The sequence below is a fragment of the Rhodanobacter sp. FW101-FHT13A11 genome, from assembly GCF_058790335.1.
Genome location: NZ_JBYTCN010000006.1, coordinates 62,637 through 87,419 on the forward strand (window position 1 = coordinate 62,637; position 24,783 = coordinate 87,419).

General features: G+C 62.7%; 14 protein-coding genes, 1 pseudogene and 1 CRISPR repeat array. Of the genes and pseudogenes, 5 read left to right on the top strand and 10 right to left on the bottom strand.

What is annotated here, in order from left to right; genetic code table 11:
* The first annotated feature begins 41 nt into the window (after window positions 1-41).
* Window positions 42-7,100: a CRISPR direct-repeat array (repeat unit 36 nt; unit sequence GCTTCAATGAGGCCGCAGCGAATCGCTGCGGATCAC).
* Between the two features lie 228 nt (window positions 7,101-7,328).
* Together cas2 and cas4g/cas1g are read right to left on the bottom strand one after the other, a co-directional pair.
* A complete protein-coding gene (gene cas2, locus AC3WRN_RS08600) occupies window positions 7,329-7,619 on the bottom strand; it encodes a CRISPR-associated endonuclease Cas2 (RefSeq protein ID WP_068097601.1) in 291 nt (96 codons plus the stop codon).
* 24 nt (window positions 7,620-7,643) lie between these two features.
* The gene (gene cas4g/cas1g, locus AC3WRN_RS08605) at window positions 7,644-9,362 is read right to left on the bottom strand and encodes a CRISPR-associated endonuclease Cas4g/Cas1g (RefSeq protein WP_492622658.1); all 1,719 of its coding nucleotides are present in this window, start codon (window positions 9,360-9,362) and stop codon (window positions 7,644-7,646) included.
* A 115-nt stretch (window positions 9,363-9,477) separates the two neighbouring features.
* Between cas4g/cas1g and AC3WRN_RS08610 the strand changes: the two genes are divergently transcribed.
* Together AC3WRN_RS08610 and AC3WRN_RS08615 are read left to right on the top strand one after the other, a co-directional pair.
* Entirely contained in the window at window positions 9,478-9,723 is a 246-nt protein-coding gene (locus tag AC3WRN_RS08610) for a ribbon-helix-helix protein, CopG family (protein WP_492622659.1), read from the top strand.
* Entirely contained in the window at window positions 9,720-10,091 is a 372-nt protein-coding gene (locus AC3WRN_RS08615; RefSeq protein ID WP_492622660.1) for a PIN domain-containing protein, read from the top strand. The genes AC3WRN_RS08610 and AC3WRN_RS08615 overlap by 4 nt, the downstream gene beginning before the upstream one ends.
* A 60-nt stretch (window positions 10,092-10,151) precedes the next feature.
* Here the strand turns inward: AC3WRN_RS08615 and csb2 are convergent, their stop codons facing one another.
* The 6 genes from csb2 to AC3WRN_RS08645 form a co-directional block, all read right to left on the bottom strand.
* Complete coding sequence (gene csb2 / locus AC3WRN_RS08620) at window positions 10,152-11,576, bottom strand: type I-G CRISPR-associated protein Csb2 (protein WP_492622661.1); 1,425 nt, start codon at window positions 11,574-11,576, stop codon at window positions 10,152-10,154.
* A gap of 13 nt (window positions 11,577-11,589) precedes the next feature.
* Window positions 11,590-12,597 carry a type I-G CRISPR-associated RAMP protein Csb1/Cas7g gene (gene cas7g / locus AC3WRN_RS08625; RefSeq protein ID WP_492622662.1) on the bottom strand — a complete coding sequence of 336 codons (1,008 nt, stop codon included), beginning with the start codon at window positions 12,595-12,597 and terminating at the stop codon, window positions 11,590-11,592.
* Window positions 12,594-13,352 carry a hypothetical protein gene (locus AC3WRN_RS08630; protein ID WP_492622663.1) on the bottom strand — a complete coding sequence of 253 codons (759 nt, stop codon included), beginning with the start codon at window positions 13,350-13,352 and terminating at the stop codon, window positions 12,594-12,596. The genes cas7g and AC3WRN_RS08630 overlap by 4 nt, the downstream gene beginning before the upstream one ends.
* The gene (cas3g, locus tag AC3WRN_RS08635; RefSeq protein ID WP_492622664.1) at window positions 13,349-16,009 is read right to left on the bottom strand and encodes a type I-G CRISPR-associated helicase/endonuclease Cas3g; all 2,661 of its coding nucleotides are present in this window, start codon (window positions 16,007-16,009) and stop codon (window positions 13,349-13,351) included. Before cas3g ends, AC3WRN_RS08630 begins: the two co-directional genes overlap by 4 nt.
* Before the next feature lie 64 nt (window positions 16,010-16,073).
* Window positions 16,074-16,496 carry an HIRAN domain-containing protein gene (locus tag AC3WRN_RS08640; protein WP_492622665.1) on the bottom strand — a complete coding sequence of 141 codons (423 nt, stop codon included), beginning with the start codon at window positions 16,494-16,496 and terminating at the stop codon, window positions 16,074-16,076.
* 117 nt (window positions 16,497-16,613) lie between these two features.
* Window positions 16,614-17,531, bottom strand: coding sequence for a DUF6429 family protein (locus AC3WRN_RS08645; protein ID WP_492622666.1), 918 nt, complete (start codon window positions 17,529-17,531; stop codon window positions 16,614-16,616).
* Window positions 17,532-17,723: 192 nt separating this feature from the next.
* Here AC3WRN_RS08645 and AC3WRN_RS08650 point away from each other — a divergent pair, with 192 nt between their 5' ends.
* Together AC3WRN_RS08650 and AC3WRN_RS08655 are read left to right on the top strand one after the other, a co-directional pair.
* Window positions 17,724-18,020: a LysM peptidoglycan-binding domain-containing protein gene (locus tag AC3WRN_RS08650; protein WP_492622667.1), complete on the top strand. Its 297-nt coding sequence runs from the start codon at window positions 17,724-17,726 to the stop codon at window positions 18,018-18,020.
* Window positions 18,021-18,254: 234 nt separating this feature from the next.
* Window positions 18,255-18,536: a hypothetical protein gene (locus AC3WRN_RS08655; RefSeq protein ID WP_492622668.1), complete on the top strand. Its 282-nt coding sequence runs from the start codon at window positions 18,255-18,257 to the stop codon at window positions 18,534-18,536.
* Window positions 18,537-18,666: 130 nt separating this feature from the next.
* On the opposite strand, the pseudogene AC3WRN_RS08660 reads toward AC3WRN_RS08655, so the two are convergent.
* A pseudogene (locus tag AC3WRN_RS08660) lies at window positions 18,667-22,080 on the bottom strand (DEAD/DEAH box helicase).
* 131 nt (window positions 22,081-22,211) lie between these two features.
* Window positions 22,212-22,442: a hypothetical protein gene (locus AC3WRN_RS08665; RefSeq protein ID WP_492622669.1), complete on the bottom strand. Its 231-nt coding sequence runs from the start codon at window positions 22,440-22,442 to the stop codon at window positions 22,212-22,214.
* Between AC3WRN_RS08665 and AC3WRN_RS08670 the strand changes: the two genes are divergently transcribed.
* Complete coding sequence (locus AC3WRN_RS08670; protein ID WP_492622670.1) at window positions 22,432-24,657, top strand: NADP-dependent isocitrate dehydrogenase; 2,226 nt, start codon at window positions 22,432-22,434, stop codon at window positions 24,655-24,657. The two genes, AC3WRN_RS08665 and AC3WRN_RS08670, sit on opposite strands and share 11 nt — an antisense overlap.
* The last annotated feature ends 126 nt before the right edge of the window (window positions 24,658-24,783 follow it).

The following is a 24,783-nucleotide window of genomic DNA, read 5'->3' on the forward strand; positions in this document are numbered from 1 at the left end:
TCACGCGATACCTTCACCATCCGCCGCGACTGCGACAAATCGCTTCAATGAGGCCGCAGCGAATCGCTGCGGATCACGCTGATCAGCACGGGCGCGCTGGCATCGGCGGCGGCGCTTCAATGAGGCCGCAGCGAATCGCTGCGGATCACGCTGGACCCGCTTTCGCGACGACATGCGGGACCGCAGCTTCAATGAGGCCGCAGCGAATCGCTGCGGATCACGCGGCTCGCCGCGCAGCTGCACCAGGAGTCGAGCTGCTTCAATGAGGCCGCAGCGAATCGCTGCGGATCACCCCGCACACACGGGTGATGATGCTGACGCACGTGAAGGCTTCAATGAGGCCGCAGCGAATCGCTGCGGATCACAGGGCTCCAGGAGTCCAGCGGCGGCAAGTACACGAAGCTTCAATGAGGCCGCAGCGAATCGCTGCGGATCACGAGCGATGCGCTGAACGGCATCGCATGGACGGACGAGCTTCAATGAGGCCGCAGCGAATCGCTGCGGATCACGTGTGGGCGATCACGGAACTGGTGCCGGTGGTCGAGCTTCAATGAGGCCGCAGCGAATCGCTGCGGATCACCTGAGGCTGAGTTGGTTCACGGAAACACCTGATACGCTTCAATGAGGCCGCAGCGAATCGCTGCGGATCACTATGGTACGGCGATTTGCGGAACACGCCGATCAAGTCGCTTCAATGAGGCCGCAGCGAATCGCTGCGGATCACCGGGTTGCGCAAGTTCCGTCGCAGCCTGATCGCCGTCGCTTCAATGAGGCCGCAGCGAATCGCTGCGGATCACCGGAGCCGGACAGGTGTTTGGCGCGGGCTATGTATTCGCTTCAATGAGGCCGCAGCGAATCGCTGCGGATCACCACAGCGTCATTGCCGCGGCGCGCTCGTCGCCATTGCGCTTCAATGAGGCCGCAGCGAATCGCTGCGGATCACATGCTGTCGATGAGCTCGATCAGCTTGCTGCGCAAGGCTTCAATGAGGCCGCAGCGAATCGCTGCGGATCACACGCCCGCATCCCAGCCGACGTTGACCGTGTCCCAGCTGCTTCAATGAGGCCGCAGCGAATCGCTGCGGATCACGTAGGGATGCTCGCGGGCGATGATGTAGGTCTGCTCGCTTCAATGAGGCCGCAGCGAATCGCTGCGGATCACGCAAAGGCCATCGATGGGCGGAGGAGCTGATTGCATGCTTCAATGAGGCCGCAGCGAATCGCTGCGGATCACGCGGGGGAGAGTCCACCGGCGAGACCCGCGGCAATTTGCTTCAATGAGGCCGCAGCGAATCGCTGCGGATCACGTCACCGCCGAACTGAAACGTGCCATACCGGATCCGGCTTCAATGAGGCCGCAGCGAATCGCTGCGGATCACCCGTGGACTTTCGCACGTCATAGGTCCTTCCACCCAAGCTTCAATGAGGCCGCAGCGAATCGCTGCGGATCACTAGTGTGGTGAGCGATGCCGTCGCGCGAGAATGCCTGGCTTCAATGAGGCCGCAGCGAATCGCTGCGGATCACATCGACGCGAGCAATCGTGCTCTGGTCGATTTCTCAGCTTCAATGAGGCCGCAGCGAATCGCTGCGGATCACGCATCTGCGCCTTGTCCGCGGGGCCGGCGGATGCGGTGCTTCAATGAGGCCGCAGCGAATCGCTGCGGATCACATTCGGATCAGGCCGATCCGCAACTTCGTTTCGGTGCTTCAATGAGGCCGCAGCGAATCGCTGCGGATCACCGAGGCGTCAAATGTCCGGCAAGCGATACGACCGCGAGCTTCAATGAGGCCGCAGCGAATCGCTGCGGATCACTTTGCACGTTGCCGTAAAGCTGAGTTGTGATTGGCTGCGCTTCAATGAGGCCGCAGCGAATCGCTGCGGATCACATCGTGCCACCGGCGAGAGCATGAGCGAGCCCACCGAGCTTCAATGAGGCCGCAGCGAATCGCTGCGGATCACACCTATGGACGTTCGCCGATGGCGAGACGGTTCAGCTCGCTTCAATGAGGCCGCAGCGAATCGCTGCGGATCACGGCTGACCGTCATGGTGCGGCTTGCCGCATCGTTCAGGCTTCAATGAGGCCGCAGCGAATCGCTGCGGATCACCTGAGTTACCTGGCTATCGAGAAGATCCTCGACGGCTTGCTTCAATGAGGCCGCAGCGAATCGCTGCGGATCACTAAATCTTGTGGCCGCGGTCCTCGAACGTGAAGGCGCTTCAATGAGGCCGCAGCGAATCGCTGCGGATCACCGCGCCAGTAGCCGACGCCGCCCTGCACGGCCGTCTCGCTTCAATGAGGCCGCAGCGAATCGCTGCGGATCACCGGCGAGCGAGCACGGACCGCTGATCGAGCTGTACCAGCTTCAATGAGGCCGCAGCGAATCGCTGCGGATCACGAAATGAACCGCACCTCCTGGTACCTGCGTCGCCGCGCTTCAATGAGGCCGCAGCGAATCGCTGCGGATCACGCGAGGCTTTGCGTGGTGGTGACTTTGCTTGTGCCGCTTCAATGAGGCCGCAGCGAATCGCTGCGGATCACGGCCGACCACTGCCCCTACCCGTCGCGGAGGGGTGACGCTTCAATGAGGCCGCAGCGAATCGCTGCGGATCACGGGCATACTGGTAATCGGGCGAGCTGTGGAAGCTGGAGCTTCAATGAGGCCGCAGCGAATCGCTGCGGATCACAAAGCGAGGGTAACAACATGCCGCGAATCGAAATGACGCTTCAATGAGGCCGCAGCGAATCGCTGCGGATCACTCCTGCCGGGGGTCATACGCGAGCGGTACGTATAGGCAGCTTCAATGAGGCCGCAGCGAATCGCTGCGGATCACCGGCCTGTCGCCGGGCGGTGGCGCGCGCAAGATGGCGCTTCAATGAGGCCGCAGCGAATCGCTGCGGATCACGATCGCGACGACGTTGTCGCTGCCGGAGGGCAGCGCGCTTCAATGAGGCCGCAGCGAATCGCTGCGGATCACGTTTGCGGCACAGTACAGGGCGCGGCCTTTGTCCTGGCTTCAATGAGGCCGCAGCGAATCGCTGCGGATCACAGCAGCGCGGCGGCGATCACCGCCCGCACCAGGAAGCTTCAATGAGGCCGCAGCGAATCGCTGCGGATCACTACTTACCGCCGGGGCCGGTGTAGCCGCCTTCGCTGCTTCAATGAGGCCGCAGCGAATCGCTGCGGATCACGCGCGCAGAAGGTGACGCTGACCAAGACGGCATTCACGCTTCAATGAGGCCGCAGCGAATCGCTGCGGATCACCCAACGCGATCGTCAGCTCGACGCGTCTCACGGGCTGCGCTTCAATGAGGCCGCAGCGAATCGCTGCGGATCACCGCGCGCTGGCAGCAGGATGTGGCGCAAGCCGACCGGCTTCAATGAGGCCGCAGCGAATCGCTGCGGATCACCGGTGATCAGGCCGGTGGGGTCTTCCTCGCGCACCTTGCTTCAATGAGGCCGCAGCGAATCGCTGCGGATCACCGGCGAGCTGGCCGCAAAACACAGCGAGGCAGCAAGCTTCAATGAGGCCGCAGCGAATCGCTGCGGATCACCGCAGTGTGTCGCGCGTGCTGACATCGCCGATACTGGCTTCAATGAGGCCGCAGCGAATCGCTGCGGATCACTTGCACTTGATGGCGGGATCGTCGCCGCCGGGATCGCTTCAATGAGGCCGCAGCGAATCGCTGCGGATCACAGGCCGTCAAGGCTGCGCCGGCAGTCGCCGCCAACAAGCTTCAATGAGGCCGCAGCGAATCGCTGCGGATCACTGGCGGTTGCCGCCGCGCCGGAACCGGCGCCGCCAGGCTTCAATGAGGCCGCAGCGAATCGCTGCGGATCACCGCACGAAGCTGGGCACGTGCTACCAGTGCGACGACGAGCTTCAATGAGGCCGCAGCGAATCGCTGCGGATCACCTTTCTTGTCCTCGGGATCGACGTTGAGTGCATCGAGCTTCAATGAGGCCGCAGCGAATCGCTGCGGATCACCGTGTGTCGATGGCTGGAAACGTAGCTGCACCAACAGCTTCAATGAGGCCGCAGCGAATCGCTGCGGATCACAATGCGGAAGCTCCGGTACGATAGGCATGATATGACGCTTCAATGAGGCCGCAGCGAATCGCTGCGGATCACCCTGCGCATTGCTGACGATGTTGCGGGCCCAGGCGTCGCTTCAATGAGGCCGCAGCGAATCGCTGCGGATCACCAGCCGCCGCCGATACAACGCCGGCGCCTCCTTGCGAGCTTCAATGAGGCCGCAGCGAATCGCTGCGGATCACCGATTGTGGGAATGGCGGCCCGTGCGAGCACGACTGGCTTCAATGAGGCCGCAGCGAATCGCTGCGGATCACACTACGAGCCCGTCATCCGCGACCTGACGCGACGGGCTTCAATGAGGCCGCAGCGAATCGCTGCGGATCACCTCAGCCAGCGTGCAGGATCTGGTCGAGGCGTGGCGCTTCAATGAGGCCGCAGCGAATCGCTGCGGATCACACCCCCGAAGAGGCGCGCGATGGCGTGGAGAAGCTTCGCTTCAATGAGGCCGCAGCGAATCGCTGCGGATCACCTACGCGTTGTTTGCGGGGGAGGGTCTATTCCAGATGCTTCAATGAGGCCGCAGCGAATCGCTGCGGATCACCGACGTGGCCGTGCATGGCGTGCAAGGTGAAGTATGGCTTCAATGAGGCCGCAGCGAATCGCTGCGGATCACCTTTGTGCGGGTTTATGTGATCGACCGCAGTAGCAACGCTTCAATGAGGCCGCAGCGAATCGCTGCGGATCACGGCGGTGCGCTCGGCATGATGGGTGAGGCGGGCAACGCTTCAATGAGGCCGCAGCGAATCGCTGCGGATCACGTACCGCCAGTCGCCGGCCTTGACCTCGCGGCTGAGGCTTCAATGAGGCCGCAGCGAATCGCTGCGGATCACTACACGTCCAAGCGCTTCGTCGCGCTGACCGGCACGCTTCAATGAGGCCGCAGCGAATCGCTGCGGATCACCGATCCAGGCGTTGTTCGACTCGTTCGGCATGTCGGGGCTTCAATGAGGCCGCAGCGAATCGCTGCGGATCACGACTTGGATATCCCCGAGTCCGTCGGCGAGAAGCTGGCTTCAATGAGGCCGCAGCGAATCGCTGCGGATCACCGGCCATATGCCGCCCCATCGCCATGCACAACGCGACGCTTCAATGAGGCCGCAGCGAATCGCTGCGGATCACACGCACGGCTCCGCAGCCCTCGACGCCGATGCGCTGCTTCAATGAGGCCGCAGCGAATCGCTGCGGATCACGCCCGGCTGTACGACCCGTCGCGCCTCGGGGGCGTCGCTTCAATGAGGCCGCAGCGAATCGCTGCGGATCACAATGCACGAATTGCACGACACCGGGCGAGACTTCACGCTTCAATGAGGCCGCAGCGAATCGCTGCGGATCACCGAGCCGATCACTTCCGATGCCAGCGGCAAGGCCGTGCTTCAATGAGGCCGCAGCGAATCGCTGCGGATCACCGATCGGTCGCGGCGTTTTCGGTGATCCTCTCGCCGGGCTTCAATGAGGCCGCAGCGAATCGCTGCGGATCACAGTCCGGCAAGATCACCCCGCGCAAGTCGGTGGAAGTGCTTCAATGAGGCCGCAGCGAATCGCTGCGGATCACGTGGTGCTGGAGAAGCCGATCGGCCGCGACCTGGCCAGGCTTCAATGAGGCCGCAGCGAATCGCTGCGGATCACCTTGACGCACTGGCCGGGCAGCAGGTTGAGGTCAAGGCTTCAATGAGGCCGCAGCGAATCGCTGCGGATCACCTATGCGCGGTTCGAGCGCGGCGAGGTGCGGGCAGCAGTGCTTCAATGAGGCCGCAGCGAATCGCTGCGGATCACCGGGGAACATTCGCCTTGCGGGCCGATGGGCACGGCTGCTTCAATGAGGCCGCAGCGAATCGCTGCGGATCACCGCGCGGGCGTGGACAACTGCATCGTCGTGCTGGAGGCTTCAATGAGGCCGCAGCGAATCGCTGCGGATCACGCGGCGGTTTCCTGGTGCGTTGTGAGGATACTAACGGCTTCAATGAGGCCGCAGCGAATCGCTGCGGATCACCTGATGGTGGAGCGGACATAAACGGTGCCCTGCGGGCCGCTTCAATGAGGCCGCAGCGAATCGCTGCGGATCACCGTTGCCGTCCGCGTCACTGATGGTGGAGCGGACATGCTTCAATGAGGCCGCAGCGAATCGCTGCGGATCACACCACTGCCTCCGGCATGCCGATTTCCATCGCCCAGCTTCAATGAGGCCGCAGCGAATCGCTGCGGATCACCGAGAAGGTGCGTGATGCCGCGCAGGCGGAGTACAGGCTTCAATGAGGCCGCAGCGAATCGCTGCGGATCACGATGAGCGAACCACTGAAAGCCGCATCCAAAACCGACGCTTCAATGAGGCCGCAGCGAATCGCTGCGGATCACACGCTGACGCTGACGCCCGCGAGCGGCGCGGTGACCTAGCTTCAATGAGGCCGCAGCGAATCGCTGCGGATCACCGCGGCGAGAAGAACGACGCGACGCCAGTGGAGGTCGCTTCAATGAGGCCGCAGCGAATCGCTGCGGATCACACCCAACGGGCGCGCTATATGCGGGTCGCTACAGCAAGCTTCAATGAGGCCGCAGCGAATCGCTGCGGATCACCCCGATGTCTACGAAGGCCACATCGACTTTCACTGGCTTCAATGAGGCCGCAGCGAATCGCTGCGGATCACTTGCGGATTACTGAACTCTGTCGTTGCACAATTCGCGCTTCAATGAGGCCGCAGCGAATCGCTGCGGATCACTCGCATGGAACCTGTCGTTATCACCTGGAATTTCACGCTTCAATGAGGCCGCAGCGAATCGCTGCGGATCACGATGGTGCGAACGCGTTGGATATGGTGGAATTTAATGGCTTCAATGAGGCCGCAGCGAATCGCTGCGGATCACTGCCGTTTCGATTTGTTGGCTAGTCGGAGATTAGGAAGCTTCAATGAGGCCGCAGCGAATCGCTGCGGATCACTTGTTGGTGTTGACGTATCCATGACCCGGGCAAGTGCTTCAATGAGGCCGCAGCGAATCGCTGCGGATCACAGTCCTCCCGCAAGTCCTTGTGCGGTATGGCTGTTCGACGGGTTTGTGCGAGGGGTGCCCCGCACAAGCGCAAGGCAGGCTAGCGCGCGTGATGCCTGATGGCAACAGCGGCGGGTAAGTATTGGATTTTCAATGAGCATTGTGACGCGAGAGGTGGCCGGGTTTTGTGGCATCACCGGAGCGCTCGCGTGGGGTGGGCGAAAGAAGGTGAGTAGTGGCGGGTGGCCGTCACACGATGATCGGCTCGCGGGCCACGGGTTCGAATTTGTCACCGAGACTGACGACACGGGGTTTGACCTTGTCGGCGGGGCCGAGATCGATGATCAGCAGGGCATCGGTGCGGCGCAGGATGATGCCGTCGAGAAGTTGCAGCATCTCGGCGTGTCGTCGGCGGCTCAGTCGGCACTGGAATACGGAAAGTTGCAGCCATTCGCCGAAACCCTTCATGGTCTTGAATACGCGGCGCAGGCGCTTGTCGTCGCGAATGTCGTAGGTCACCAGGTACAGATGTTCGTCCATGTGCGTCTCACGGATCGCGATGATTCACCGGGTGGTGAAGTTGGGATAGTCGTCCAGCTCGCCCAGCAGGAATCGCCCCAGCAATCGTGCCTGCAGTTCGAGCAGGCGGCGATAGCTCAGGCGATAGCCGAACATCGGGTGAGTAACTTCGTGACTTAGCCTGCGCTCGAACGCGGCGATGAATCGCTTGCGTCCATCCGGAGTGAGATTGACGCTGCCGGCGGCGCTGACGAAATCGCTGGGATGTACCTCGCCGTTGTTGATCACCTGGATCACCACCGAGTCGGCAAGCAGCGGGCGAAAGGGCTCCATCAGATCCAGGGCAAGGGCAGGTCGGCTGTAGCGTGGTTGATGGTAGAAGCCGCGGAAGGGGTCGAAGCCGACCGACTGCAGCGTCACCGTCAATGTTCGTGCCAGCAGGGTATAGGCGAACGACAGCATGGCGTTGATCGGGTCGGTTGGCGGACGTCGGTTGCGCAGGGTGAAGTCGAACGACAGCAGTGCCTCGTCTTCGGCCGCAGCTGGCTTGAGCGTGTTGCGAAAATGCCCGAAGTAGAGCGCAGCGGCGTTGCCCTCGATACCAAGCAGGGTTTCCAGGTTTTCAGCGTGCTCGCTCTGCTTCTGGATGCGCTTCAGGTCGGCGAGCAGGCGTTCGGGTTTTTCCTCCGGCTTCCAGTTGCGACGCAGTTGGGTGCGGCAGTTGGCGATCTTTGCGGCCACCAGCCCGCGCGCCACCCGCAGGCAGGCGGCATCGCTGAAACTGGTGCGGTACTGTGCGGTGCGCAGTTCCACGTTCTTGTGGCCGTTGCCGACGGTGTGGCCGTAGAACCAGCCGCCATAGCTGTGCCAGGTGACGGGGATGTCCCGTTGCATCAGTTCGCCAAGACACGGCGACGTGACGTAGACATTCCCCATCAACACCACCTGCGAGACCTCGCCGATGCGGGCCTTGGCCAGCACCTGGTCGTCCTTGCTGACCTCCAGTACTTCACCTTTCTTTGCAAGCTTGGCGTTGAACTGCTGGATGTACAGGGGCAATGCTTCGTGGTGCGGCACCGCCAGCGGGCGCGGCGCCAACTCGGCACGATGCAGGTACTGCACCTCGTCGGGCAGGCATATCGTCACCAGCGAGCAGCGTGGGCACTTGGGACTGTCCACCAGCGGATCGGGAATGCGCCCACCGGCGGCCATCGCGCGCAGCTCGGCGATCGCGTTGCGGGTCAGTGCGATCAGGTCGTCGTCGAACGGTACGGCGACGCGTTCCTTGCTCGCCACGTAGTAGATGGCGCCCTCGTCGCACACGTAACCGTGCTCGCGCAGCAGCAGGCCTTGTGCGCAGAGTTGCACGCGTTCGGGGTCGTACACGCCGCGCGGTGTGTGCGGACGCTTGCCGCGCTTGTAATCGACCGGGGTGACGGTGTCGCCTTCGCCTTCGATCAGGTCGAGCTTGGCGATCAGTCCAATGGTGTTGGACGACAAGGTGACCGAGCGGGCGTGGATCTCGACTTGCTCCTCACGCGCCTTGTCGGCCGCCGGCAGGTCACCGGAAGGCTTGTCGACGCGTTGATGACGGTGCCGGCCATCGACCGTGTCGACCGAATCGGCCCACTCGCCCTGCACCCATTCCAGGTAGGCCAGCCGCGGGCAATACACGTGCTCGTTGAGCATGCGCACCGGAATCAGTGGCTGGTCGCCGCCCAGCTCCGGGAATGGCAGTTGCAGGTCCCCTTGCTTCGGTTTCATCGAAAGTCGCTCCCCTGCGTCCGTCGATAATCCTTCACGATCAAGCTTTTACTATGGGTTTCTTTGGCGGAGCAAGAGTGATATCTAGAAACAAAGGATGTGATATCGTTCTCCCATGGCACGCACACTCATCAATCTGGATCCGGACGACAAGGCATGGTTGGACCGCGAAGCCCAGGCCCGCAACCTGCCGATGACCGAACTGGTACGGCAGGCCGTGCGCGGCTACCGCACCCGGCACGAAAGCCAGGGCCTGACCGATCTGCAGGCTGCACTGCGCCGTACCGCCGGCATCTGGCAGCACGGTGATGGTTTGCACCATCAGCGTCGCCTGCGTGACGAATGGGACGATCGCGGGTGAGGTACCTGCTCGATTCGGTCATCCTGATCGACCACTTCAACAACGTCGACGCCGCCACCACCTTCCTGGCCGAACACGGCAGCGAATGCGCCATCTCGGTCATTACCCGTGCCGAAGTGCTCGCCGGTTTCACTGTTCGCACTGAACCACTGGCGCGCGAGTTGCTCGATGTGTTTCCGCACCTGCCGATCACCAGCGAGATCGCTGATCTCGCTGCTTCCCTGCGTCGCAGCGAGCATTGGAAGCTGCCCGATGCGTTGCAGGCGGCGGTGGCTGTGCAGCATGGGCTGGTGCTGGTTACGCGGAATACGCGGGATTTCAAGGTGGGTGGGAAGAAGGTCGAGGTGGTGGTGCCGTATCGGGTGTGAGTATGCCGCTCGGAGGCTAGAGAAGAATGTGGTGCGGCGCTAAGTCTGACCTTCCGTCGCTTAGGTTGTTGAGCTACCACGTACAAATAGGCCCAAGCCGTAATGGCGTCCCACTCCTGCCAACATGGGTCCGGCCACCGGCTCGGAAAACGTCACTGATACATGAAAGCGGGAGAAACCAGATAGATGTTGCGGCACACGATATTCGCGAGCGGCCCTACCCGATCGTTCGTATGGCGCGGCTTGAAAACGCAGACTCACGGGCTGGGGTAGTCCGGCCTTCGCCAAGGCATGCAGGATCAACTTTTCGGCTTTATGTCTGTCGAACTTACCTTTTTGTTTGCCCCCGCGTGTCGTTTTGCCGTGCGTTACCAATGGAGTGACGGTGTGCCAACGATTGCTAGCCTTTAGGTAGGCTTGGGCAACGCCGTCGATTTCGTCGGTTTGATCCATTGTGCCGACTTGTGTGCCGTGTTGGACAAGTGGCGTGTGTGCGAGTGCATGCCGGATTTCACGGAAGCGGTGGGAGTCGAAGGTTTCCCCTTCTGGCCCCAACACCATTGCTCGCCTTATGCGTCCATCGACATTTTTGTTTCCAATGCTCGGCAATGGAATCCACGACAATCGATCGTCAATATCGTCGCCCGCAACGTGACCGGTTGCATAACCCAATGACTGTTGGGAAACGCGCTGGCCAAGTGCATGGCGGATCATCGCAGCTACGGTAACTCCCTCATTGTGTCGCCAACTCAGCCAGCTGCCTGGGTCCATGCCATGTAGATCGTAGAGTAGGAACGGGCGCAGGGATGTTGTGGTGTCGAGGTCGTAACTGCGTTCGCTGTATGTGACTGGTGGGTCTACAAAATCCTTACTCTCGATGCGGTGACGTCGTGCCTGTTCTCGCAGCTCGAGGCTGGATAAGCTTCCCTCCGCCGGAACTCTTAGCGGGTTGCGCATGAAAGACGTACCGAGCGATGGCTGCCACTTATTCGAGTCGCTTTCCAGCGGGGTTTCGGAGAGCTGAAACGACGCAAAGGCAAGATCCTCAGCACGCCCAAGGCACACCATCTCACGGCTGAGGACACCCAGATGTTCGGCTTTCGCGGTGTCGTTTATGTGCCACTCGTAGGTGACAGGGCTATCCACCCAGCGACGTTGGGTGGCTTGTGCGTCATAGCGTGCGCGCCTTCTGGCAGATGCTTCATAAGGCGGCGTACCTCGATAAAGGTCACGCAGCGTGATGTCATCGCTGTTGCGTGGTACATAGGCCGTGAACACCTTGCCAACAGACACTCTTGGCGCATAGATTGTCGGTGGCTCCAACTGCTCCAACCAGGAGAGTGTGGTTGTATTTCGATCCAGACTTCCCGCGTGCGCGCTGCCTGCCACAATGGCTTGCATCAAACGCATGGGGGCGGGTGGCCATTCCTCGCCGTGGTAGTAACCGCCGAGGAAGTTGACGCGGACTCTGAGATATGACGACACGATGGCCTCCTGCTCAAGCCTTGTTCTTGAGGTACTGTTTGGCCTTCTCGACGTCGAAGTCGTAAGTGAGGAGGCCTGTGTCGATACCAAACGCGGTGGCGCTCTGTTGAGCAAATTCCAGAGCCTGTCCGGGGTCGATCGGGAACTTGGTTTCGCTCCCGTCGCGTCGCACAAGCTTGGCCTCAATGGCATCGGCACCGTCGCGAACGAGCTGACACCCCGAGCGCAGGTTGTAATCCTGAGGCAAGCTTAGCGCCACCAGCGACAGGGCGAGGAGATACGCGCGCAAATGTTTGGTTTCATCGGCATCCGCGCCCCGTAGCTGGCGTATCACGATCAAGTTCAGAATGCTTTCCCGGACGATGTTCCCGCGCACCAGGACTCCTCCGCGTCCATCGGAAGGGACGTGTGCGAGGCCGATGACGGACGACTTCTTCTCGATGTCCTTCTTGAGCTTTTCGAGGTCTTCGACGTTTTCGGCAGAGAAGGACGGAACGAATTGGGCCGCACGGGTCAGTGGGGTCACGTCATCTGCGTATACGATCGATCCCAGCGCGCGTTGAACCTTGACTCCGGTCCCTCGGGAGTCCCATACACCGAGTGTCAACGACAGAGGACTGAGCTTTGCGACAGGTGTGGCGTTGCGTGTGTTGGCGAGGGCCTTGAAGGCGGTATCGATCTTGTCGCTGAGTGATGAGAATCGGGCTGACGCATCGGCCAGACGGTGTGCCATCTCCAGAATATTGAATGAAACGTCACCTGCCTTTACGACAACTTGTGGAACAAGGGCGGCGTAAGGCTCTTCCATGAAAGCAGGCTCGATGCGGTTGGCTTGCGATTGCACACTGTCCAGTACGCAGCGATTGTGTCCGTCGGGTAGCGGATCGATGCAGTAGCCGTCATGCCCCGCATAAGTCGGTGGAAACACGGGGCTGTCTGCACCCCCTACAGGGCGCAGCCGTTCCTTGACGACGATGGCGACAGGTCCGTCTTGTTCGAGTAGGGCGTTGAAATCAGTCATGAGCGACTCTCCTTGGATGCCCGTGCCGGGCGGCTATAGGTGAAGCAGGAAATGCCCTGCCCACGCTTGATACGTGAAAATTCATAGGCATGCCCTTGGCCGACGACGGCATGGACGCGGGCCAACGACAGTGGCAACGGCTGTTCCCATAACTGATAGCGGCAGCTGCCGCGTGCCGACTGGAACGGCCAGCACTGCAAGGCAACAGCGGAAAGCAGTTCTGCGAATACGTAGGTGGGCACCGACTTCAATGCTGTGCCGAGATCGTTCGGAGAGAAGCCAGTGTCGATCGGGTTCCATGCGCTGCGTGGATCGAACCCGAGACGGCCAGTGAGAGGAATACTTAGTTGAAGCAGGTTTTCTGGGGAAAGCTTGCTGGAGAGGGATAGGCAGGTGGCTAGAAGTTTGGCTGCATCGGTCGATTTTTGCTGCCCGCCGAAGCACTTCCAGAAGCTGTTGCCGCGTCCGTTGCGTCGCTCCCACCAGTCCATCAGAACGTGAAGCCCGGCGTCGCGGTTGGTGATGACGTAGGGACGGATGGTGTCCTCGCCTGCCCAGGTGTCATCAGGCACCAATTCAGCGTGTGCGAAGTCGTTTACCAGTTGCCTGAAGTCGCCATCGGACCACGGCTCGATGATCAGCGCGTTGCCGTCCCAACGCGATGTCAGCGATCGATCCCGGGCGGAGGCCAGCTCGAACAAGCCACATGCGCCAAAGTACTGGGCTGGGTTGCGTGGGTCAGCGGTGAGCTTCATGCGTCCATCTCCTTCGAACCCATGACGTCAGCGCATTTCAACAATGCTTCCAGATACGCCAGACCCCACCAGCCATAGCGACGTTGCAACCTGTCAAAACGCAGCTCTGATTCCTGGCTGGCCTGCTCGTTTTCTATAAGTGTGTGGTGGTTGTCGAATGCGTGCGTGTCGAATCCCGGTCGAGCTCGTCCATGATGGCTGGCGACCAGATGCAGTATGAGTTCGTCGTCTACGCCGTCGTCGTCCAAGTCCAGCAATGATCCGAGTTCGTGACGGTAGCCGCGAAGAAGACGCCAGTGAGCGCCCCGCCCGTAGCACTTGGCCAGTACTTGGTCGGTGAAGTTGCCAGCGGCCCGTTGCCACCACGGTCGATCCTTGCCGCGATCATGTGCAGCTCCGGCCTTGGCAAGTTGGTCGACGAGTGATTGATTCAGGCCCAGCGCGTTGCCGATCGCGAGTGCGGACTCGCCGACTAGATGAAGGTGGGTTCCCAATAGTTGCGTTCTGATGGCTTGCGAGCCACCCTCTCCGTCGTCAGGGAAAGCGGGGCGGCGTGCAACCAGATATGCCCGCGCTAAAGTAATGTCTGCTTCGTCATCGTCGTCAGAGGACGTCTCCAGCCAAACGGTGCGCAGGCCTCGCACTTTCTCCAGTTCGCTCGTTGCCTTGTCGAAGGAATCAGCTTCCAGTTCCATGGAGTCGTCGATACGCGTTGCCGTCCATGTTCCTTCGGAGCGAGAGACCTTCCATCGCTCGCGTGTGCCTGGTTGATCGGCGACATCGGCGACGGGTTCGGTGCTGGATGGATTAGGGAAGCCATCGGCGGACAGCCCACCCCAACGGGTGGGGAGGATGACGGTGGCTTCGGCAAGACGGGCCGGCGTCTTGACCAAGTCGCCAATTGAAATTATGGCGACTTCGCCGTGCGTGCTGATGACTGGGATCTTGTCTGTGACTGTCGAATCGGCAAGGCGAGCGGCCAAAGACTCGAGGAACTTCTGTGCCCGATCGGTGCTGATGAGAGATTTTTCCGCTACGCGAACCGGATATACGGACAACCAGTCATCGACGCGCTTCCTCTCATCGTTGGAACTGTTTCCGAAATGGGGCATATCGCGCCAAGCTAATGTCGTCTGAGGCGGCTCATAGTCAGAAATCCCCCGCAACCAAGGTGAAACTTCTGGGCCGATCCGAGGTTTCGGCTCCGTCATGGACCAAGTGTCAAGCAGGTAATCATCAAGTTCCCGCATGCGCGGAAGAGGTTCGGATGCTTCGCGGTACTCCAGGTGCATGATCAGGCTGGTCAAGGCTTCTGGGGAGGCATCGAAGCCATCGCCTTTTGCGGGGAGTTGCTGCAGTAACTCCAGTGTCTTGTACTGACGTGGATGTTCTATTTCTGATGCCCCGCCTTTCTTGAGGTTGGCGAAATCGCCACGTGTGTATATCAGCGTGATTGGGGCTTGCCGTCCTTCACCTCCCGAGCGGTTGATGCGTCCGGCGCGCTGGATGAAGTTGTCGAGCATGCAAAGGTCGAAGATCGCGGCATCCGCATCCAGATCGACCCCGACTGAACCCGCTGATGTGCTGACAAGGTAGGTGGTGCAATCGACTCCTTCTTTGCGCAGGAATTGTCGGAACACCACGCTCTGGGCCAGTGCGTCGCGCTCGTGGCCCCGTAGTGTTCCAGTGAGAAGTCGAACCTCGCACGGCTTGGCTTGCTTCCGCAGCTCGCTGGCAATGGCTGAGGCTTCATCTGGCGATGTCACATAGATAAGCACCGTTTTGCGGGTATTTGCGTAGCTCAGGGCCTTTTCAACGATGGCTGCTCGCTTCGTAGCTGGTGTGGCTTCATCGCCAAGCTGGTGAAGCGTGAGAATTTTGTCGGCACGCAGACGTTTGACCACGGCAGGGTTGGAGCGGTCAACATCTGAGAGTTGCAACGCATCACTGCTTTTGGAAGAGGGTGTTGCGGTCAGCTCGACACATCGAAAGGGTTTCAATGCCGGTTGTCGCTGTTGAATAGCCTGAATCTGCTTTATCAGCTTTCCGAAAGCGGGTGACAGATGCGCCTCATCATGGATCAGCAGCACATCCTGCCCTAACAGACCTGCATGCATGCTTCGCATGGTGCGTCCGTCGCCGTCGCCCCAAAAAAGTAGGCGACTTCCGATTTTGTAGACAGTGCCGATAATGATTGCTGGCCGAGCCGGGTCGCGCTTCCAGCCACCGTTGTCCGCGCGCTCCCCGCGCAGCGTGCTGATGGAAAGAACGTGCCTGTTACCTAGGTGGGTTTTGCTGGAAAGGGCTGCTAGTGCACCCGTGACGGGGTGATCGGGGTTTTCATCCAGCCAACGCAGCAACCCTTCCGCGACCTCTGTAGACTGATCCACTACGGTCCGTCGGTCGACAACGATCACAAACCGGCGTGGCAACGAGACGTTGTTCACGCCCTCAGCGGCTTGGCTGGCCAGCGCCAGCAACCAAACGAGCATCGCCGACGTTTTGCCCAATCCGGTGGGTACTGCGATGGGGCGGAATTTGCCGGAGCGCCATTCTTCGAAGAGGTCGGCTTGCCATTGGTACGGCTTGTAACCCTGTCCTCGTGGATCAACTGATCCGGTGATCTGCTCGAAATACCCCTCGAAGTCGAAGCTCATGATCTCTGTCCCTTTGAGTTTTGCAGCGTTCTACTTGAAGCGCGGTGTCTTGGCATTGTGATGTTCACCGTGCGTCGCCGTGGCGGGCGTAAACCCACAGCCGCAGCTTGATCGGCTCCCATTCTTCATCTGGATCGTCGACGGCAAGAATTTCGCCGCGAAGGTCGTGCGTGCGATCAAGCAGTGACGCAGCAGCAGCGTTGTCCAGACGCGGCAGGTAGCCGAGTTTGCGGTCGTGCCAGAGCACTTCGATGGCGCGTTCGTTGTGCGGGTTGCCGGGTTGGCGGCGAAATTGCAACGCATCACCGGGGCGAAGGTCGGACAGGACGTCTGGGCAGTCGTAATAATGGCCACCGGCGATGCGGCAGTCCTGCAGGTGGATTTGTGTGGCGTTGTCCGCGCGAAGCTTGGCGTTCGCTGCACCCGGAAGCGCGCCGAAGGCGGCCAGTGCCTCGGACAGGTGAATGAGGAAACGACGACGTTGCACAAGCGATCCCCCTGTGGATGCCTGGTTGCGAACGTATCCGTCGTCCGTCTCAGGGATCGAGACAGACGAGGATGGCGCAGCGTTCGACTATACGACTCGCTGCGGCCGGAGTGTCATTCAGTGCGTGCTGCCGCGCAACTCCTTCAACCGCCTCGCCGCCGAACCGAACTTCACCTTGCCCGCATCGAATGCCTCGGGGTCGAAGTTGTCGCCGAGCCAGTCCAGCAGTTCCTCGGTTTCCTCGTCGGTCTTGGACGGGTTTTTCAGGGCGTCGCACAGGCGCGCGTAACCATGGACGCCGCCGCAATCTTCGGGTGGGCAGGCGCGGGCGCCGGCGAGGCAGCGGGGGTATTTGGCCTTGGCTTGGCGTGGGGTGATGGCTTCCAGAACGACCTTGTGGCTCCAGTCGTCGCCGAAGTCGTAGAGATAAGTGCAACTGGTGCCGGGCTCGCTCAGATGGTTGGCGATGGGGACGTCCCAGCCGGCGAGCATGGTGGCGTTGCTCCACGGCATGTCGTCTTCCATCGGGATGCCGATGTCGATGCCATGGCGCTTGTCGCCGATCTGGAAGGCGTGCAGATGTATGTCTTCCCAGCCCATGGCGTCGTTGATGGCGCAGTGCAGGTCCCAGAAGCTGGCGTCACTGGATAGCTGGATGCGTCGCCAGATAGGCGGTTTGACGCCATTGAGGGTGATCTTGAACTGATGGATGCTTGCCGCGGCCTTCGCCGTCGCCCTGGCCCCGGTTCGCGCGGCGGGCTCGATGGGCGCGGGTGCGGTCGCGCCGGATGAGGCGTTGAACCATTGCTCGAACAGCGCACGGCCGCGCTTGAAGGCTTCGTCGTCGAGTGTGACGCTGTAGGCATGGCCATGCGTGTTGCCGATCAGGCCCTTCGCGTGCAGCCGGTCGAGCGCGTCCCATGGCAGCGATTTCCAGGCGTGGCGGCCACCGAACTTTTCCTCGAAGCTGTTGGCCCATAACAGGGCCAGTACTACGTCGTCGAGGCGGTTGGTGTCGAAAGTATCGTCGGACATGACGGCGCTCCTTGAGGCATGGCTTTGATCATAACGGCGAGCATGGGGCGCAGCCTTGATGAAGCCCCGCCATCGCCGGTCCTGGCGGCAAGGAGCATGGACATCCAGGTGAACGCTTTCCAACTCGCTGACAAGCCGTTAACCGCAAGGTGGTGATCGAGGAATTCCTCTTCCGGGATGGAGTTGCGTGCGATGGCCAATGAGATCGGCAGGCCGGATTTTTCCGATGTGCAGGCTGGGGGTGAAATCCACCGCGCCGGATGCACCGCCCGAGGCGGATTTCAGCGGTGTGCAGTCGTAAGTCAGTTCCACCGCCGACGCGGCCACCATTATGCCGTGGCGGCTGGCGACAATCTGACGAAGATCGCGAAACGTCTCTATGGCAACGCGAATGCGTGGAAGCAGGTCCTTGACGCCAATCTCGACCAGCTCTCCGATCCGGATCGGATCAGGGTCGGCCAGGTCCTGAAGATTCCCGCCCTGTCCTAAGCAGGAGATGCCTCATGAAGAAGATGACTCGCCAACCCTTGATCCTTACCGCATCGCTGGCCGTGGTGCCGGCCCTGAGCGCCGCGGCAAGAAGGAAGAATAGGCTGCGCGGCCCCGGCCGCCACGCCACCTGCCGTCGCGACGACGCCCGCATCCACCGTACGGCGCCGACGACCACGAACAGCGCGCCGGCCGCGGTCGCGTTCGGCTCGGTGGAGCCGGGCCCCATGGTCGATGCCAACAACAAGATCTCGCCAGGGGCACCAGCTTCGCGCCGAAGGGCACTACCTACGCCTCGGTCGACACCAGTGGCAGCGGCACGCGACGCTGGCGGCGAAGTGGACCTACCAGGACGGCCAGACCGTGCATGAGGACAGCAAGGCCCTCAACGCCATGGGTCCGGAGACCACCGCGTTCATGATCAGCAAGCCCAGCGGTTTCCCGGCCGGCAACTACAAGGTCGAGATCTCGCTGAATGGCGGCCAGGTCGCCAGCAAGGATTTCTCGGTGAAGTAGCGGCGGCGGTGATATTGGTGGTGTCGGCACGGGCGCGGCATGACCGCGTCCGTGCCGTTCCGCACCAGGCGACGTGGGTTTTCCGCGCAGCAGCGGCACGCGGTGACGACGGCGCGTGATAGACCGCAGGTCACAGTGGCGCGAACAGTTCGGCCAGATCGGTTTCGTTGAAGCGCAGTTGTGTGGTGGCCCCGCCGCCTTCCAGCACGGCGCGCGCCAGTTCGGCCTTGCGACCCTGCATGGCCTGGATTTTTTCCTCGACGGTGCCGGCGCAGATCAGCCGGTAGACGAATACCGGCTTGTCCTGGCCGATGCGGTGGGCACGGTCGGTGGCCTGCGCCTCGACGGCCGGGTTCCACCACGGGTCGTAGTGGATCACGGCGTCGGCGGCGGTGAGGTTGAGGCCGACGCCGCCGGCTTTGAGGCTGATCAGGAACACCGGCACGCTGCCGCTCTGGAAGCTATGCACCAGGGCGCTGCGCCGGCTCGACGGGGTTTGCCCGGTGAGGATCTGATGGGCGATACCGCGCTTGATCAGCGCCGCCTCGATCAGCGCCAGCATCTCGGTGAATTGCGAAAACAGCAGCACGCGGCGGCCATCGCCGAGCAGGCCGTCGAGCAGCTCCAGCAGGGCATCGAGTTTGGCGCTGGCGGCGATCTTCTTTGCGCTGGCCAGCTTGACCAGACGCGGATCGCAGCAGGCCTGGCGCAGTTTCAGCAATGCGTCCAGCACGATGATGCCGGACTGCGCCAGGCCGCGTTCCTTCACTGCTTGGCGCACGCGTTCGTGTTGGGCCAGGCGCAGGGTTTCGTACAGTGCGCGCTGGTCGCCTTCCAGTTCCAGCGTGCGCACGATCTCGGTCTTGGCCGGCAGGTCGGTGAGCACGTCGTCCTTGCGCCGGCGCAACAGCAGCGGGCCGATGCGCCGGTTAAGCCGTTGCTGGCGATCGACCTCGCCATGCTTTTCAATCGGCGTGCGTTACAGCCTGGTGAATTGGCGCTGGGAGCCGAGCAGGCCCGGTTCCACCGCGTCGAACTGCGCCCACAGTTCGCCCAGGTGGTTTTCCAGCGGCGTGCCGGTCATCGCCAACCGGCGTGTGGCGGGGATCTCGCGCACCACGCGCGCGGCCTGGCTGTTCGCGTTCTTGATCGCCTGCGCCTCGTCCAGCACCAGCAGCGCGAAGCGTTGCTTGAGCAGTGGTTCGCGATCGCGCGGCAGCAGCGGGTAGGTGGTGATGATCAGGTCGTGGCTGGCGATCCCGTCGTAGCGGTCGGCGCGCGCGGCACCGTGGATCACCAGCACCTTCAGCGCGGGCGCGAAGCGCGCGGCCTCGCTTTGCCAGTTGCCGACCAGGCTGGTCGGGGCGACCACCAGTGCGGGTTGTTCCAGTCGGCCGCGCTGCTTTTCGCCGAGGATGTGCGCCAGCACCTGTACGGTCTTGCCCAGGCCCATGTCGTCGGCGAGGATGCCGCCGAGCCCGGCCGCGCCGAGGAAATCCAGCCAGGCCAGACCGTCGCGCTGGTAGGGGCGCAAGGTGGCCTTGAAGCCTTTGGGTGCCTTGACGCTGCGCTTGAGGTTTTGCAGTGCGTCGAGATGGGCGCGCAGCAGTTCGCCGCCGTGCCAGTGCAGGTGTTCGTCGAGCGCGGCCAGCAGCGGCGCCTGGCTGCGATGCAGGCGCAGTTCGCCGTCGCCTTCGAGCCACTCCAGCAGCGGCTCGATCAGCATGCGCAGGCGACCCAGCGGAATCGCGGCGCTGCGTCTTTCATCCAGCAGCACGCGCCAGCTGGCGTTCTTCTTTTCGCCCCTGGCCGGATGGCGCGGGAAAGTGGGGTCGGCCAGAAGGCGGCGCAATACCGGCAGCAGGTCGATCCGTTCGCCGCCGACGTCCACGCCCAGCGAGACGTCGAACCACTGCGTGCCGCTGGCTTCGAGGTCGGCGTGCCAATCGCCGATGTCGACCAGTTCGTCATGCGGAAAGCTGGCGTCGTAGTCGAGCCGGAAGCCGGCGCCGGCGAGCTGCTCGAGCACCGGTTTCCAGTCTTCGGGCGACAGCGGCGGCTTGCGTTCGTGCGGCTGCAGGACGAAGTCATTTTCATCCAGCGGTTGCCGGCGCAGGCCCTGCTCGTGGGCATACAGGCTGGCCTCGACCATGCCGAGGTTTTCCAGCTGTTGCTCGGCGCGGTTCTCGGCGTCCAGGTCGCGCACGATCTCCAGCACCTGGCCGCCGCGCATGGTGCGGGTGGTTGAGGTGTAGGCATCGGGATCGGGATCGGGTGCCAGCAGATGACCGCCGTAGTCGTAGGCCAGTCGTGCGCAGCCCAGCGCGGTGGTTATGCGCGGGCCGCTCCATGTGTGCTGGATCGAAAGCTCGATCACGCGCAGTTGCAGCAGCGGCTGCGGCGTCGCCTGCACGACCTGCACCGGTGCGCGCTCGTCGGGCAGCGGGATTGACAAGGCGCTTTTGTGCTGGCGCAGTTGCTGGCGCAGCGCGTCGACCTGCTCGGGCAATACCGGTGGCGCGTGCGCGATGCTGTCGAGCAATTGCGTGGTGCCCTCGACCCGGCCCCAGGTTTGCGACTGGGACAGCACGTACCAGAGACCGGTGCCGCGCAGCAGCAAGGGTGCTTCGCCTTCGTCGACGCTGGCCACCAGTTGCTGGCTGCCGTCGGAGCGACCGAGCCAGCGTATCCGCAGCGGCAGGTTCGGTCCGCGTGACAGCGGTGCCGAACCTTTCTCGAAATAGACCGGGTAGTGGGCGAGCACGGTTTCCAGCGCCTGCTCCTGATGTGCGGCGTGGATGGCCGCCCAATACTGGTTGCCGATGCGGGTGTGTTGCTGATGCAGCAGCACGGCCAGCGCGCCGGCCACCCCGTTGGGCCAGCCTCCGTCCGGTGCCGGCAATGGGCCGGCGCGCTCGTGCAATTGCAGCGGCTGCGGATCGACCAGCGCGGCGCGGCGGGTCTTGCCGGGGCGCATCCATACCGGGTTGATCAGCAGCTGGCCGCTGGTGTCACCACGCAGCAATACCCCGAATTCGCGTTGCGGGTTGACGGCGGCGGCCTGGCCGGGTGGCGAGTCGAGTCGTTGCAGCCATTGCGACCAGGCTTGCATGTTGGTGTTGGCGGCATGGAGCTCGTGCATCCAGGCCGGTGGCGGGCGCGACGTCTTCGTGGGACGGCGGCTTGCCGATGGTTGGCCTGCGCTCGCGCTGAATGGCCATGCCGACGGTGGCAGGTTCGCCGTCAGCAGCAGTATCGCGGCGGCATGCTTGCAGTCCGCACCCACCGGACAGCTGCAACGAGTGTCCAGGGTCAGCCAGGCGTCGTGGGCCTGCACGTCGATGCGGCAGTGGTAGGGCTGGCGTGCACTGCCGCGGATGTCACCCTCGAGGGTGCAATGGTTGGCGTGGTTGCCGGGTGTGAACTGCAGCGCGACCACCCGTTGCCGCCGCGCGTAGTCAGCGGCACGCTGTAGGGTGCGCTCGTCGAAGTTCGAGGCCCATTCGGCGTGTTGCAACAATTGGTGCAGGCGGTCCGGGATCATGGAAAGCGGGCGACGAGAGAGGCAACTGCGTATTCTCGCATGCCTTTGCCGGATGGCCTTGTCTGCCGGTTTCGCAATGGTGGGTTGGTTCGGACAAGGGGTGCCCGACGAAATATACTGGGCGGGATGTGTCAGCGGCCTTGCCTCGGGGGTGGGACCGCGATCGAGAAGTCGCCGCGATGGGAATCGTCGAACGCCTGCTCGTCATCCCTGCGCAGGCACGGGTCCAGTGCCGCTTGAAGTCGCTGGCTTCCTGCTTGCACGGAAATGACGGCAACGAGCGAATGGCCGGTTCCCGGCGGCAGCACCTTCATTCCAGCAACGTTGTCGCCAAAGAGGCTCGCACCGACCATGTCCAACACGCCAAAGATCATCTACACGTTGACGGATGAAGCCCCGTTCCTGGCCACGCAGTCGCTGCTGCCGATCGTCGCTGCGTTCACCGGCACGGCGGGCATCCGGGTGGAGACGCGCGACATTTCGCTGGCCGCACGCATCATCGCGTTGTTCCCGGAAGCGCTGAAGGCAGAGCAGCGCATCGCCGACGATCTCGCCGAACTCGGTCAGCTCGCCACCACGCCGGAGGCGAACATCATCAAGTTGCCGAACATCAGCGCCTCGATGCCGCAGCTGAAGGCGGCGATCAAGGAGCTGCAAGGCCAGGGCTACGCGCTGCCGGATTACCCGGACGAGCCGAAGGACGCGCACGAGAAGGACGTCAAGGCGCGCTACGACAAGGTCAAGGGCAGCGCGGTGAACCCGGTGCTGCGCGAGGGCAATTCCGACCGCCGCGCGCCGGCCTCGGTGAAGAACTACGCGCGCAAGCACCCGCACAAGATGGGTGCGTGGAGCAGGGATTCGCAGACCCACGTGGCGCACATGGACGGCGGCGACTTCTACGGCAGCGAGCAGTCCGCGCTGGTCGAGCAGGCCGGCAACGTCAGCATCGAGTGGTTCGGCAAGGACGGCAGCCACAGCGTACTGAAGGCGAAAACCGCACTGCTCGCCGGCGAGATCATCGACGCCGCGGTGATGAGCCGGCGCGCGCTGGCCGGCTTCATCGACGCGCAGATCGCGGACGCGAAGCGGCAGGGCGTGCTGTTCTCGCTGCACCTGAAGGCCACCATGATGAAGGTGTCCGACCCGATCATGTTCGGCGTGGCGGTGGGCGAGTTCTACAAGGACGTGCTGGCGAAGCACGCCGCGGCGCTGAAGCAGGTCGGCTTCAATCCGAACAACGGCATCGGCGACCTGTACGCGCGCCTCGGTTTGCTGCCGGAAGCACAGCAGGCGGCGATCAAGGCCGACATGGACGCCGAGTACGCGCAGCGCCCGGGCGTGGCGATGGTCAACTCGGACAAGGGCATCACCAACCTGCACGTGCCCAGCGACGTGATCGTCGATGCGTCGATGCCGGCGATGATCCGCGACTCCGGCAAGATGTGGAACGCGCAAGGCCAGCTGCAGGACGTCAAGGCGGTGATCCCCGACCGCTGCTACGCCGACGTCTACCAGGCGGTGATCGAGGACTGCAAGGCGCACGGCGCGTTCGACCCGGCCACCATGGGCAGCGTGCCGAACGTGGGCCTGATGGCGCAGGCGGCCGAGGAATACGGCTCGCACGACAAGACCTTCCAGGTCGCCGGCGACGGCGTGGTCAAGGTGCTCGACGAGGCCGGCAAGGTGCTGCTGCAGCACGACGTGGAAGCTGGCGACATCTGGCGCATGTGCCAGACCAAGGACGCGCCGGTGCAGGACTGGGTGAAGCTGGCGGTGGGCCGCGCGCGGCATACGCCGGCGGTGTTCTGGCTGGACCCGCAGCGCGCGCACGACCGCCAGGTGATCGCCAAGGTCGAGCGCTGCCTGAAGGACTACGACACCAGCGGCCTCGACATCCGCATCATGGATCCGGTGGCGGCGACGAAATTCTCGCTGGAGCGCATCCGCCAGGGCCTGGATACCATCTCGGTCACCGGCAACGTGCTGCGCGACTACCTCACCGACCTGTTCCCGATCATGGAGCTGGGCACCAGCGCGAAGATGCTGTCGATCGTGCCGCTGATGGCCGGCGGCGGCCTGTTCGAGACCGGCGCCGGCGGCTCCGCGCCGAAGCACGTGCAGCAGTTCCTGGAAGAGAACTACCTGCGCTGGGATTCGCTGGGCGAGTTCCTCGCGCTGGCCGCCTCGCTGGAGTTCATGGGCAGCCGCCACGGCAATGCCGAGGTGGACGTGCTGGCGAAGACGCTGGACCAGGCCAACGGCAAGTTCCTCGACACCGACAAGTCGCCCTCGCGCAAGGTCGGCGGCATCGATAACCGCGGCAGCCACTTCTACCTGGCGCTGTACTGGGCGCAGGCGCTGGCCGCGCAGGACGTGAACGCCGCGCTGAAGGCGAAGTTCGCTCCGCTGGCGAAGGCGCTGACCGGGAGCGAGGCGGCCATCGTCGACGAACTGATGCGCGTGCAGGGCAAGCCGGTCGACATCGGCGGCTACTACCACCCGGACATGGCACGGGTGAGCGCGGCGATGCGTCCCAGCGCGACGTTCAACGCCGCGCTGGCCCTGCTGGGGGCATGACGCGCTGAGGCAATGGCCGCACACGAGACGGGGCGTCGCAAGGCGCCCCGTCTCGTATGCGATGCCGATGTGCATGTCGCCGGCCATCTGCGGCTCAGGATCGGCCTGCCACAATGCCCGGCGTTT